Genomic DNA, 13,539 nt, shown 5'->3' on the forward strand with positions numbered 1-13,539 from the left:
ATCATGCCGATCAATATTCTGATGCCTGCGCTGTCTCCCACGATGGAAAAGGGCAACCTGTCCAAGTGGCTCAAGAAAGAGGGCGACAAGGTCAAGTCCGGTGACGTGATCGCCGAGATCGAGACCGACAAGGCCACGATGGAAGTCGAGGCCGTCGATGAAGGCACGATTGCCAAAATTCTGGTGCCGGAAGGCACGCAGGACGTGCCGGTCAACAACATCATCGCGGTTCTCGCCGGCGACGGCGAGGACGTGAAAGCTGCGGGAGCAGGGGCTGCGTCCGCGCCGCCTGCAAAATCAGAAGCGTCCGCACCGGCTCCGAAAGCCGCAGCGCCTGCCGCCGCGCCCGCTGCACAAGCTGCCGCGCCGGCACCTGCGAAAGCCGCTCCACCAGCAGCGCCCGCCGCGGCACCTGCATCGAACAACGGCGCGCGCGTGTTCGCGTCGCCATTGGCGCGTCGCCTTGCCAAGGAAGCCGGCATCGACGTGTCGCGCGTCAACGGATCGGGTCCGCATGGCCGCGTCGTCGCGCGCGACGTCGATCAGGCCAAATCCGGACAGGGTCTCAAGCCTGCCGCTGCGGGTGCTCCGGCTGCGGCAATCGCAGGGGGCGCTGCTCCCGCGATGTCCGATCAGCAGATTCTCGCGCTGTATGATGAGGGCAAATACGAAAGCATCCCGCACGATTCGATGCGCCGGACCATCGCGCAGCGCCTTACCGCTGCGACGAATTCGATGCCGACGTTCTATCTCACGGTGGACTGCGACCTCGGCAAGCTCAATGCCGCGCGCGAGGACATCAACGCGGCCGCCGGCAAGGACAAGGACGGCAAGCCGCTCTATAAGCTGTCGGTCAACGATTTTGTCATCAAGGCGATGGCGCTGGCGTTGCAGAAAATTCCCGAAGCCAACGTATCGTGGACCGAAGCCGCGATGCTTCGTCACAAGCATTCCGACATCGGCGTCGCGGTTGCGTTGCCGTTCGGCTTGATCACGCCGATCATCCGGCAGGCCGAGATCAAGACGCTGTCGGCGATCTCCGCCGAGATGAAGGATCTCGCCGCGCGCGCCAAGGGCAAGAAGCTCAAGCCGAACGAATATCAGGGCGGCACGTCGTCGGTGTCGAACCTCGGCATGTACGGCATCAAGGACTTCACGGCCGTGATCAACCCGCCGCAATCCTCGATCCTTGCCGTCGGCACCAGCGAGGATCGCGCAGTCGTGCGCAACGGTCAGATCGTGGCGGCGAGCATGATGAGCGTGACGCTGTCCTGCGATCACCGCGCTATCGACGGCGCGCTCGGCGCGGAACTGATCACCGCGTTCAAGAAGCTGATCGAAAATCCGGTGATGATGGTCGTGTAGGCCGGGAGCGCGCATGCGCCGGTTTCTGATCATCGCTCTGGCCTGCGCGCTCGGTCTGGGGGCCGCATTCGCTTTCGGTTTCGCCGCGAACCTGCTGCGGCCGTGCACCGGCGAGCAACTGTCCTGTTCGATGATCAAGGCTATCGGGTTTATCTACACGCCAATCTTCGGCGCTGTTGCGCTGATCTGTTTCACGGTCGCCGTGTTCTGGAAAGGCAGCGCGCAGGCCCTGAATATCGCGCTGCTGGTGCCACTCGTGCCGTTCCTGCTGCTGGTCGTGATGTTGAAATATTCGGACATCTCGGTGCGTGAGTTTCATGACATCCGCGAGCCCGACATTCAGGAAATTCTGCAGATCGCCATTCCCATAGTCCTCACCCTGGTTGTGCCATGGGCCGTGCTCCGGCGTTTCGCGAACTGGCTCGAACCCGGGAAAGTCGCCGACACGTCTTTCAGTGGAGGCGTCCGCTGAGGAACTCCCTGACCATCGGATCGGCTGGATGGACGCTATCCGCGGTTGCGGTCATGATCCTGTGCGCGAGCACCATGGCGAATGCGCTGGCGCGTCCGAAGGTCGTAAAGCTGTCCCACGCACCCCAGTCGGTGCTGTTCATCGGCAACAGCTATTTCTACTACAACAACAGTTTGCATGATCATGTGCTCAACCTGTTGCGCAGTGCCGACCCCGCCGGCAAATACACAGCAACCTCTGCGACCATCAGCGGCGCGTCGCTGACCATGCACGATGTAGACAGGCTTCTTTCGTCGCACGGGCGCAACGAATTCGACGCCGTGATCATGGCGGACTGCAGCTGGTGCGCTATCGACCGCAAGGTGGTGTTCGCGAAGACCGTCGCGAAAGATGTTGCAATCGTGCGCAAGCACAACGCGCAGCCCATCCTGTTCATGACATGGGCCTATGCCGACAAGCCCGACATGATCGAAAAGCTGGCGGATGCTTACACGGCTGCGGGCAACGACAACGACGCGCTCGTGATTCCCGCCGGTCTGGCATTTGCGCAGGCGCGAACCCAGCGTCCGGAACTCGCGCTCCATGTGCCGGACAAGAGCCATCCAAGTCTGGCAGGCACCTATCTGGCCGCCTGCGTCGTGATGGCCTCGGTCTATCGGCGCTCGCCGGTCGGCAATAAATATCACGCAGACCTTGATGATAAAACCGCGGCGTTTCTGCAGGACGTCGCGTGGGCAACAGTGCAAGACTACTACCAACAATAGTGCGCTATCGGGCGAATGGAGTTCTTTATGGCTGATACATCTTTTGACGTTGTCGTGATCGGTTCGGGACCCGGCGGCTATGTAACGGCCATCCGCGCCGCGCAACTCGGTTTCAAGACCGCCATTGTCGAGAAGGCGTATCTCGGCGGTATCTGCAACAACTGGGGTTGCATTCCGACCAAGGCGCTGCTGCGCTCGGCGGAAATCTACCACTACATGAAGCACGCCAAGGATTACGGCCTGTCGGCGGACAACGTCTCGTTCGATCCGAAAGCCGTCATTGCGCGCTCGCGCGGCGTGGTGAAGCGCCTCAACGGCGGCGTCGAATACCTGATGAACAAGAACAAGATCACGATCATCTGGGGCGAGGCCACGCTCGATGGCGGCGGCAAGTTCACGGTGAAGAAAACTGAAGCCGCAGCACCCAAGGGCGCGCTGGGCGAGGGTGTCTACACCGCCAAGCACATCATCGTAGCGACCGGCGCGCGTCCGCGCGTGCTGCCGGGCCTGGAGCCCGACAAGAAGCTGGTCTGGACCTACTTCGAGGCGATGAACCCGGACAAGATGCCGAAGTCGCTGCTGGTCGTGGGCTCCGGCGCCATCGGCATCGAGTTCGCGTCGTTCTATCGCACCATGGGCGCGGAAGTGACCGTGGTCGAGGTGCTGCCGCAGATCCTGCCGGTCGAGGACGCGGAGATCGCGGGCTTCGCGCGCAAGCAGTTCGAGAAGCAGGGCATCAAGGTTCTCGCCAACACAAAGGTCACCAAGCTCGACAAGAAGGCCGACAGCGTGGTGGCCACCATCGACGACGGCAAGGGCAAGCCGGTGACGATGGAAGTCGATCGCGTGATTTCCGCGGTCGGCGTGGTCGGCAACATCGAAGGCTTCGGGCTTGAGAAGCTCGGCGTGAAAACGGATCGCGGCTGCATCGTCATCGACGGTTACGGCAAGACCAACGTGCCCGGCATCTATGCCATCGGCGATGTCGCCGGTCCGCCGATGCTGGCGCACAAGGCCGAGCATGAGGGCGTCATCTGCGTCGAAGCCATCAAGGGAATGCATCCGCATCCGATGGACAAGCTGCTGATCCCGGGCTGCACCTATTGCCACCCGCAGATCGCATCGGTCGGTCTCACCGAGGCAAAGGCGAAGGAGGCGGGCAAGGATGTCCGCGTCGGGCGTTTTCCGTTTGTGGGTAACGGCAAGGCCATCGCGCAGGGCGAAGACCAGGGCATGGTGAAAGTGATCTTCGACAAAAAGACCGGCCAGTTGCTCGGCGCGCACATGGTCGGGTCGGAAGTCACCGAACTGATTCAGGGTTTCGTGGTCGCGATGAATCTGGAGACCACCGAGGAAGAACTGTTCCACACCATCTTCCCGCATCCGACCATCTCGGAAACCATGAAAGAAGCGGTGCTCGACGCCTACGGGCGCGTCCTCAACATGTGAGCAACGCGGCGCCGCGGCGTCGATCACAGATTTGCGAACAGGCGGGAACAACTGCCTTTTGCCGGGATTGAGGTTGGTGGTTCCGACAGGAGGTATCGATGCGAAATATTGTTCTAAGCTCGATCTGTGCTGCTGCGATTGGTCTGTCGTCCGTGAGTGGCGCTTTCGCCCAGGCCTCCGGGATGGATCGGCCCGGTGCTCCGGCCAGCAACCAAACCAACGTAACCGGTCAGACAGCAGGTTCCGACACCGGCATGAATTCGATGAACAAGATGAAGAAAAAGAAGATGTCGAAGTCCAAGATGAAAAAGGGCGGCATGGAAAAGAAGACGTAAGCGACGTCCTTGCCGTCGATCTGAAAAAGGCCGGCCTAGGGGCCGGTCTTTTTCATGTGGGTTTCATTTTATTGTCGTTCGCGCGGAGGCGGTGCCGCGCTAATCTCCGTTCCTGAGGATTGATCGGGGAGGGTTTCGTGAACGACGCACAAGCATTTTTGAGCCAGCCGGGCGTTGGCTTCTTCACGATGCTCCTGATCGGCGCCATCGCCGGATGGATCGCCGAACGCGTGACGTCCTCGGATCACGGCATCTTCACCAACATTCTGGTCGGCGTCTGCGGCGCGTTCGTCGGCGCGAAGCTGGCCGAGATTGCGCAAGTGCAGGTATTCGGCTTCTGGCGCACGCTCATTTCGGCGTCGGTGGGAGCGGTCATCCTGCTGTTCGCATGGCGCATGATCCGCGGCAGGTAGCCGTCTAAATCCAGCCTGACTTGTCGAACTGATCGGCGCCGCGTCGTTGCCGCGGTGCAACGAATGTGGCTTGGCTACAACACTTGGTGAACATTTAACCCTCGCCTCAGCAAGCACTTGCGTGTGCCGCGATTTAGCCACACGCCTCCATGAGATCATTCCTTCGTAGGCTAAGTGCCACAGCATTCGCGAAGGTATTGGAAAATCCTGCTTTTTATAAGGAGGTTTCCGGATGTCACGGGTGGCTGCGGGTAAGGGTTCACGATGGACGCAAAGACCAACATCAAGGCGAGACTTCCAAGCCGTCACGTCACGGAGGGGCCCGCGCGCGCGCCGCATCGCTCCTACCTTTACGCCATGGGCCTCACCACCGAGCAGATCCACCAGCCGTTCGTCGGCGTGGCGTCCTGCTGGAATGAAGCGGCTCCCTGCAACATTTCCCTGATGCGCCAGGCGCAGGCCGCCAAGAAGGGCGTCGCCTCGGCCAACGGCACCCCGCGCGAGTTCTGCACCATTACCGTCACCGACGGCATCGCCATGGGCCACGATGGCATGCGCTCGTCGCTGCCATCCCGCGAAACCATCGCGGATTCGGTGGAATTGACCGTCCGCGGCCATGCCTATGACGCCCTGATCGGGCTTGCCGGCTGCGATAAGTCCTTGCCTGGCATGATGATGGCCATGCTGCGCCTCAACGTGCCGTCGATTTTCATCTATGGCGGCTCGATCCTGCCCGGCAATTTCCGCGGCCAGCAGGTCACCGTTCAGGACATGTTCGAGGCGGTCGGCAAGCATTCGGTCGGCGAGATGTCGGACGAGGATCTGGACGAAATCGAGCGCGTGGCGTGCCCGTCGGCGGGCGCCTGCGGCGCACAGTTCACCGCCAACACCATGGCGACCGTCTCCGAAGCCATTGGCCTTGCGCTGCCGTACTCGGCCGGCGCACCGGCGCCTTACGAAATCCGTGACGCATTCTGCATGGCCGCCGGCGAAAAGATCATGGAGCTGATCGCCAAGAACATTCGTCCGCGCGACATCGTGACCCGCAAGTCATTGGAAAACGCCGCAGCGGTTGTCGCGGCATCGGGCGGCTCAACAAATGCTGCGCTGCATCTGCCGGCCATGGCCCACGAATGCGGGATCGACTTCGATTTGTTCGACGTCGCCGAAATCTTCAAAAAGACACCGTATGTCGCGGATTTGAAGCCCGGCGGTCGTTATGTCGCCAAAGATATGTTCGAGGCTGGCGGCATACCACTGCTGATGAAGACGCTGTTGGACAACGGTTTCTTGCACGGCGACTGCATGACGGTCACCGGACGCACGATCGCCGAGAACCTCAAGAGCGTGAAATGGAATCCGCATCAGGACGTGGTTCGTTCAGCCGATAATCCGATCACCGTCACCGGTGGCGTCGTCGGCATGAAGGGCAATCTCGCGCCCGACGGCGCGATCGTGAAAGTCGCTGGAATGTCGGTGCTGAAGTTCACGGGACCCGCGCGCTGCTTCGATTGCGAAGAAGACGCGTTCGAATCCGTGAACAAGAAGACCTACAAGGAAGGCGACGTCATTGTGATCCGCTACGAGGGCCCCAGGGGCGGCCCGGGTATGCGTGAAATGCTCCAGACCACTGCGGCGCTGACCGGGCAGGGCATGGGCGGCAAGGTCGCGCTCATCACCGACGGACGTTTTTCGGGCGCCACCCGCGGTTTCTGCGTCGGCCATGTCGGACCGGAGGCGGCCGTCGGCGGTCCCATCGGCCTGATCCGTGATGGCGACATCATCGAACTCGATGCGGTCAACGGCACACTCAATGTGAAGCTGACCGATGCCGAACTGGCCGAGCGCAGGAAAGCCTGGAAGCCACGCGAAACCTCGGTCGGCTCCGGCGTGCTCTGGAAATATGCCCAGCAGGTGGGACCTGCGGTTAAAGGCGCTGTGACCCATCCCGGCGGGGGTGGTGAGAAAGTGTGTTATGCGGACATCTGAGCGCATTGGCATTGCTGCTGCCCTGACCGTCGCGATTTTCGCGATGGGTCCGGCCGTTGCCTTTGAAGGTAGCGCGCCGGGCAATCAGGAAGCAGCATTGCCGATGGTTGCCGCTCCAACCGGCGTTCCGGTTTTGAAGAAGCCGGTTCCGCCCGGTGAAATTCCCCAGCAGGCGAGCGCCTTGACGGCCTTGCAGTATGCCGCCGAAGGCGGTCATCCGGTGGCGCAGTGGAAGCTCGGGCGCATGTACGCCAAGGGCGACGGCGTCGCGCGGGACGATCTGCGCGCCTACGACTATTTCAGCAAGATCGCCAACGCCCATGCCGAGGACAGCCCGTCGGCGCCTCAGGCCACCATCGTCGCCAATGCGTTTGTCGCGCTGGGCCGCTACTTCGTGTCCGGCATTCCGAACAGTCAGGTGAAAGCCGATCCGGAGCGTGCGCGGGAAATGTTCGCCTACGCGGCGTCGTATTTCGGCAATGCCGAGGCGCAGTACAATCTGGCCCGGATGTACCTCGACGGCGTTGGCGCGCCGCGTGACGCGAAATACGGCGTGCGCTGGCTCGCGCTTTCGGCGCAGAAGGGCCAGCATCAGGCGCAGGCGCTGCTCGGCCAGATGCTGTTCAACGGCGACCGCCTGCAGCGGCAGGCCGCGCGCGGCCTGATGTGGCTGACGCTGGCGCAGGACAGCGCCACGCCGGACGAGACCTGGATCAAGGACAGCTACAAGACCGCGATGGCCAAGGCGTCCGAGGATGACCGGGCAATGGCCTTGCAGATGCTCGAGCGCTGGGTTCAGGGCCGCCGGGACTGAGCGGGCAGGGCTCTCGATTGGCCCGGCACTTCGCTACTGATTGATCTCGGGCTCGACCAGACGCGACAGATTTTTCAACGACTCCTGCCAGCCGAGATAGCAAGCCTCCACTGGAATGGCGTCGGGAATGCCTTCCTGCACGATGTTGATCTCCGTGCCGACGGAGACTTGCTTGAGCTCCACCGTCACCTGCATTTCACCGGGCAAATTCGGATCGTCGAACTTGTCCGTGTAGCGCACCCGCTTGCCGGGCACGAGCTCCAGATATTTCCCGCCGAACGAATGGCTCATGCCCGTGGTGAAATTGCGGAATGACATCCTGAAGGTGCCGCCGACCTTTGCGTCGAAATGATCGACGGTGCAGGTAAAGCCGTTGGGCGGGAGCCACTTCGCCATGGCGTCCGCCTCGATAAACGCGCGATAGACCTTGTCGGGCTTCGTTGGAAGAACGCGGTGCAATCGAACGGTACCCGGCATGACTGCTTCTCCTGAGGCGGCAACCTTCGTTGAGTCGATGCAATCTTCGCTGGCTTGATGACGTCTTGATGGCCGTTGCGTTCAGTTCAGATCCAGATCGATCCAGACCGGAACGTGATCCGACGCTTTTTCCCAGCCCCTGACGTGACGGTCGATGCCGGCATCGCGCAGCCGGTCGCTGGCCTGCGGCGAGAGCAGCAGGTGGTCGATGCGGATGCCGTTGTTCTTCGGCCATGCGCCGGCCTGATAATCCCAGAACGTGTATTGGCCGGGCTGATCGGACACCGCGCGGAGCGCATCGGTCAGGCCGAGGTTGAGCAGGGCGCGGAAGCGCTCTCGGGTTTTCGGCAGGAACAGCGCATCGCCCGCCCAGGCGGCCGGATTGTAGACGTCGTCCGCCGTCGGAATGACGTTGAAGTCCCCCGCCAGCACCAGCGGTTGCTCGCCCTTCATGCGCTCTTTCGAATACTCAAGAAGTCGCTCCATCCATTTGATTTTATATGGATATTTTTCTGTTTCCGGCGGGTTTCCGTTGGGCAGGTAGAGACAGGCAATGCGCAGCGTTCCGCCTGAATGAGACACCACGCCCTCGAGGAAACGGGCGTGCAGATCCTCCGGATCGCCGCCCAGACGCGGCGTGGTTTCGTCGAACCGATACTTGGACAACAGCGCTACGCCGTTGAACGTCTTCTGTCCGTGGGTGACGACGTTGTAGCCGAGCGCCTCGATGGCCTCGCGCGGAAACGCCTCGTCCTGACACTTGATTTCCTGGAGGCAGACGATGTCCGGGGACCGCTCCTTGAGCCATGTCAGCAGGTGGTCGAGCCGCTGACGGACAGAGTTAACGTTCCAGGTGGCGATCCGCATGCTCGGTTCCGTTAGCTACGTGGGTGATATTTCATGTGTATGGCATACCATGACCGGCGCGGCTGTGATAAGCCGATGACAAATAACGCTGGAAAACCAGTGAAAAAGGGGGCGGGGAACGACGGCTTGCCACGGGATGGACGGCCTGCACCTGCGAGACGAAATGGCGCAAAAGACTTTCAAAAGACGCGGCCTGCTGATTGCAGGCCTCTGCGTTGCGGCGGTCGCTGTCTATACAACCCGCGGCATGTGGATGAGCGGAGCGACCACGGCGAAGGCGCCACAGCGGGCCCGTGCCGTATCCGTCGAACTCGCGAAAGCCGAGAAAAAGACCGTCCCGGTCGATGTCGATTCCATCGGAATGGTGACGCCGATTTCCAGCGTGGCGCTGAAATCCCGTCTCGAAACCACAATCGTCGAAGTTCATTTTCAGGATGGCGCGCGAGTGAAGGAGGGCGATCTCCTGTTCACGCTCGATGCGCGCCAGATCGATGCGCAGATTGCGCAGGCGGAAGGTAATCTTGCGCGTGACCGGTCGCAGCTAGTCGCCGCCGAGCGCGATGTGAAGCGCTTCGGTGAGCTGATTACGAAAGGCGCGACAACGCAGGTCAATGTCGACAATGCGAAAACGGCGCTCGACAATGCCGCGGCGACCGTTCAGGCCAATCAGGCGCTGCTGGACAATCTGAAGGTTCAGAAAAGCTACACCCTCATCAAGGCGCCGATCAGCGGCCGCATCAGCGCCGCCTCGGTCAAGGTCGGTAATTTCGTCCGGCCGGCCGATACCTCGGCCCTCGCCACCATCAACCAGATGGCGCCGGTCTATGTGACCTTCGCGATCCCGCAGCGGGTGCTGAGCGACCTGCGCGACGCCATGAAGGACGGGCAGTCGTCGGTGACGGCCACGATCCCGGGCAGCGGCAAATCGGAAACCGGCGTTGTTGCGATGGTCGAGAACTCGGTCGATCCCACCACCGGCATGGTGACCGTGCGTGGCAGCATGGGCAACGAGAGCGAGCTGTTGTGGCCCGGCATTCTCGTCAACACGACGCTGACGGTTCGCACCGAAAATGCGGTCGTCGTGCCGTCGGTCGGCGTCCAGCGCAGCCAGACCGGGAACTTCGTGTTCGTCGTCAAGGATGGCAAGGCACAGGTGCAGCCCGTTACCATCAGTCGCACGTTTCAGGGCACTTCGGTGATCGACAGCGGGCTGGAAGGCGGGGAAGATATTGTGGTCGATGGGCAATTGCTGCTGTCAAACGGCACGTCCGTCGAGCCGCGCAGCCGCAAGGCCGGAGCCTAGTGATCCGATTCTAACATTCGCGTCCCTTCTCAGCAGGCATTCTCGCGAATGTTAGAATCAAAGGATCACTAGCAAATATAGATTCGAGTGTCCTTCCGATCCGCCGTTCGCTGCGGAAGGCGCTGCAAGGCAAAGCGAACGGCGGATCGGGACACTCGCGCATGAATCTGTCGGAGCTTTGTATCCGCAGACCGGTGATGACGACGCTGATGACGGCGTCGATCATTGCGTTCGGCGTGTTCGGATTTCGGCTGCTGCCGGTTTCCGCGCTGCCGAAGGTTGATTTCCCGACCATTCAGGTGACGGCCACGCTGCCCGGTGCAAGCGCCGACACGATGGCGGCCTCCGTCGCGGGGCCGATCGAGCGCCAGCTCTCGACCGTCGCAGGCATTTCCTCGATGTCGTCCTCCTCGTCGCAGGGCACGACCTCGATCATCATTCAGTTCGACCTCAACCGAAACATCGACGGCGCGGCCCTCGACGTGCAGACCGCGCTGACCATCGCGCAGCGCCGCCTGCCGGTCGAAATGCTCGTTCCGCCGAGCTTCCGGAAGGTGAACCCCGCCGACTTCCCCGTGCTGTTCGTGTCGCTGAGTTCGGAGACGCTGCCGCTGTCGACCGTCAACGAATACGGCGACATCACCATCGGCCAGACGCTGTCGCAAATTCCCGGCGTGGCGCAGGTGCTGATCTACGGTCCGCAGAAATTCGCGATCCGCGTGCAGGCCGACCCCGAAGCCGCGGCGGCCAGAGGTCTTTCACTCGAAGACATTCGCGCGGCGGTGTCGCGCGCCAATTCATCGACGCCGGTCGGCACGCTGAACGGCCCGAAGCAGGACATTGCGCTTCAGGCATCGGGGCAGCTCAACAAGGCGATCGACTACCGTCAGGTCGTGGTGGCGTGGCGCAACGGCTCGCCGGTCAAGCTCGATGAGGTCGCGAAGATCTACGACAGTGTCGAGAACGACAAGGCCGCGACCTGGTTCAATGGCACCCGTTCGATCGTGCTGGCGATCCAGAAGCAGCCCGACGCCAACACGGTCGCGGTCGTCGATGCGGTGCGGGCCAAGCTGCCGTCGCTGCGTGCGCAGATTCCGCCTTCCATAACCATGGACGTCACGCTGGATCGTTCGGTGTCGGTTCGTGAATCCGTCGCTGACGTGGAGGAGACCTTGCTGATCGCGGTCGGTCTGGTGATCGTGGTGATCTTCCTGTTCCTGCGGTCGGCGTCCGCAACCTTCATTCCCGCGCTCGCGGTTCCGATCTCGCTGCTCGGAACCTGCGCCGTGATGTATGCGCTCGATTATTCCATCAACAACATGACGCTGCTGGCGCTCACGCTGTCGGTGGGGTTCGTGGTGGACGACGCCATCGTCATGCTCGAAAATATCGTGCGTCATATCGAGCAGGGCATGAAACCGTATGAAGCGGCGCTGAAAGGCGCCCGCGAGATCGGTTTCACCATTCTGTCGATCACGTTCTCGCTGATCGCCGTCTTCATCCCGGTGCTGTTGATGGGCGGCATCGTCGGTCGCGTGTTCCGCGAATTCGCGGTGACCATCTCCGTCGCCATCGTCGTGTCCGGCTTCGTATCGCTGACGCTGACGCCGATGCTGTGCGCGCGCGTCCTGAAACCGCACGATCCGCATCACAAGCCCAACATCGTGTTGCGCGGGTTCGAGGTGATGTTCGACGGCTGGCTGCGTGCCTACGAATGGGCGCTCGACCGTGTGCTCGCCTACAAGTCCATCATGCTCGTTGTGACGTTCGCGACGCTCGGCGCAACCATCTGGCTCTACATCGTCGTGCCGAAGGGCTTCTTCCCGCAGGAAGATACCGGGTTTCTGAGCGGCACGACGGAGGCCGCGACCGATACATCGTTCATGGCAATGAGCGAGCGGCAGAAAATCCTTGCCGACATTTTGCGCGCGGACCCTGCGGTCGAATTCGTGAACAGCACGGTCGGATCGGGTGGGCCTAATCCGACGGCGAATTACGGGCGGATGTTTATCGGCCTGAAACCGAAGGGCGAGCGTGAGCCTGCTCCGATCGTGATGTCCCGGCTGCGGCAGAAGGCACTTCAGGTGCCCGGCTTGCAGGCCTTCTTCCAGGGCATCCAGAACCTGAACATCGGCGGACGCGCGTCCAAGAGCCAATACCAGTACACGCTGCAAAGCGGCGACACTGAATCGTTGTATCGCGTCGCGCCGGAAATGCGCGACCGCATCGCGAAGGTGCCGGGGCTGCTGGACGTCACGACGGATCTTTACATCAAGAACCCGCAGCTGACGGTCGACATCGACCGCGAGAAAGCCGCCGTCTACGGCGTCACCGCCGATCAGATCCGCAACCAGTTGTTCAATGCTTACGGCGCGCGGCAGGTGGGCACGATCTACATGCCCTCGAACGACTACCAGATCATTCTGGAAGTGCAGCCGAAATTCCGGGTCGATCCGACCGACCTGTCCAAGCTGTACGTGAAGACGGCGAACAATCAGACGATCCCGCTGGACGCGGTGGCCAAAATGGTGCCGACGGTCGGGCCGTTGCAGATCAACCATCAGGGCCAGCAGCCGGCGGTGACGATTTCGTTCAACCTCCAGCCGGGCACATCGCTCGGCTACGCCGTCGATCAGATTGGCAAGATCGAGCAGGAGTCGAATCTTCCGGCGACCGTCGCCACCGGATTCTCGGGAACGGCGCAGGTCTTCCAGGATTCGCTGCGCGGGCAGGGCGTGCTGATTCTCGCCGCCGTGTTCGCGGCGTTCATCATTCTGGGCATTCTCTACGAGAGCTTCATCCACCCGATCACAATCATCTCGGGCCTGCCGTCGGCCGGCATCGGGGCGATCCTGACGCTGATGCTGTTCAACATGGAAATGTCGGTGATCGCGATGATCGGCATCGTCATGCTGGTCGGCATCGTGAAGAAGAACGCGATCATGATGGTGGACTTCGCCATCGGGCGACGTGCCGTCGGTCTGAGCGCGGAACACGCTATCCGCGAAGCGGCGCTGCTGCGTTTTCGCCCGATCATGATGACGACGTTTGCCGCGATCTTCGGCACGCTGCCGATTGCGCTGGGCACGGGCGCGGGCGCCGAACTGCGCCAGCCGCTCGGCGTGGCGGTAGTCGGCGGTCTTCTGGTGTCGCAACTGCTGACGCTGTTCATCACGCCGGTGATCTACATTTATCTCGACCGTATCGATCGCCGCCTGAAGCGCCATCTCGATCCGACCTTGCAGGACACGCCGGACGTCGAGCCGCCGCGCGTCGCCGCGGCCGAGTAGA

The 13,539-nt window shown here is 61.8% G+C and carries 12 protein-coding genes; 10 read left to right on the top strand and 2 right to left on the bottom strand.

Annotated features, from left to right (window positions below; translation table 11 throughout):
* The first annotated feature begins 3 nt into the window (after positions 1-3).
* The 8 genes from AC1RKJ_RS01155 to AC1RKJ_RS01190 all read left to right on the top strand — a co-directional run bounded on the left by AC1RKJ_RS01155 (position 4) and on the right by AC1RKJ_RS01190 (position 7,601).
* Positions 4-1,365, top strand: coding sequence for a pyruvate dehydrogenase complex dihydrolipoamide acetyltransferase (locus AC1RKJ_RS01155; RefSeq protein ID WP_492789078.1), 1,362 nt, complete (start codon positions 4-6; stop codon positions 1,363-1,365).
* Positions 1,366-1,378: 13 nt separating this feature from the next.
* A complete protein-coding gene (locus AC1RKJ_RS01160; protein ID WP_492789079.1) occupies positions 1,379-1,837 on the top strand; it encodes a hypothetical protein in 459 nt (152 codons plus the stop codon).
* 53 nt (positions 1,838-1,890) lie between these two features.
* On the top strand, positions 1,891-2,601 hold the full coding sequence (locus tag AC1RKJ_RS01165; RefSeq protein ID WP_492789080.1) for a hypothetical protein: 711 nt from the start codon (positions 1,891-1,893) through the stop codon (positions 2,599-2,601).
* 27 nt (positions 2,602-2,628) lie between these two features.
* Positions 2,629-4,050 carry a dihydrolipoyl dehydrogenase gene (lpdA, locus tag AC1RKJ_RS01170; protein WP_492789081.1) on the top strand — a complete coding sequence of 474 codons (1,422 nt, stop codon included), beginning with the start codon at positions 2,629-2,631 and terminating at the stop codon, positions 4,048-4,050.
* A gap of 98 nt (positions 4,051-4,148) precedes the next feature.
* Positions 4,149-4,385 carry a hypothetical protein gene (locus AC1RKJ_RS01175; protein WP_492789082.1) on the top strand — a complete coding sequence of 79 codons (237 nt, stop codon included), beginning with the start codon at positions 4,149-4,151 and terminating at the stop codon, positions 4,383-4,385.
* A 137-nt stretch (positions 4,386-4,522) separates the two neighbouring features.
* Positions 4,523-4,798: a GlsB/YeaQ/YmgE family stress response membrane protein gene (locus tag AC1RKJ_RS01180; protein ID WP_492789083.1), complete on the top strand. Its 276-nt coding sequence runs from the start codon at positions 4,523-4,525 to the stop codon at positions 4,796-4,798.
* A 264-nt stretch (positions 4,799-5,062) separates the two neighbouring features.
* On the top strand, positions 5,063-6,787 hold the full coding sequence (ilvD, locus tag AC1RKJ_RS01185) for a dihydroxy-acid dehydratase (RefSeq protein WP_492789084.1): 1,725 nt from the start codon (positions 5,063-5,065) through the stop codon (positions 6,785-6,787).
* Positions 6,774-7,601 carry a tetratricopeptide repeat protein gene (locus AC1RKJ_RS01190; RefSeq protein WP_492789085.1) on the top strand — a complete coding sequence of 276 codons (828 nt, stop codon included), beginning with the start codon at positions 6,774-6,776 and terminating at the stop codon, positions 7,599-7,601. The genes ilvD and AC1RKJ_RS01190 overlap by 14 nt, the downstream gene beginning before the upstream one ends.
* 33 nt (positions 7,602-7,634) lie before the next feature.
* Here the strand turns inward: AC1RKJ_RS01190 and AC1RKJ_RS01195 are convergent, their stop codons facing one another.
* The gene (locus AC1RKJ_RS01195) at positions 7,635-8,078 is read right to left on the bottom strand and encodes an SRPBCC family protein (protein WP_492789086.1); all 444 of its coding nucleotides are present in this window, start codon (positions 8,076-8,078) and stop codon (positions 7,635-7,637) included.
* A gap of 81 nt (positions 8,079-8,159) precedes the next feature.
* The gene (gene xth / locus AC1RKJ_RS01200) at positions 8,160-8,945 is read right to left on the bottom strand and encodes an exodeoxyribonuclease III (RefSeq protein WP_492789087.1); all 786 of its coding nucleotides are present in this window, start codon (positions 8,943-8,945) and stop codon (positions 8,160-8,162) included.
* 163 nt (positions 8,946-9,108) lie between these two features.
* On the opposite strand from xth, the gene AC1RKJ_RS01205 reads away from it, so the two are divergent.
* Together AC1RKJ_RS01205 and AC1RKJ_RS01210 are read left to right on the top strand one after the other, a co-directional pair.
* Positions 9,109-10,248 (top strand): efflux RND transporter periplasmic adaptor subunit, encoded by a 1,140-nt coding sequence (locus AC1RKJ_RS01205; protein WP_492789088.1) that lies wholly within the window; start codon positions 9,109-9,111, stop codon positions 10,246-10,248.
* A 161-nt stretch (positions 10,249-10,409) separates the two neighbouring features.
* Positions 10,410-13,538 (top strand): efflux RND transporter permease subunit, encoded by a 3,129-nt coding sequence (locus AC1RKJ_RS01210; RefSeq protein ID WP_492789089.1) that lies wholly within the window; start codon positions 10,410-10,412, stop codon positions 13,536-13,538.
* The last annotated feature ends 1 nt before the right edge of the window (position 13,539 follow it).

The sequence above is a fragment of the Afipia sp. GW822-FHT04G07 genome (assembly GCF_058800765.1).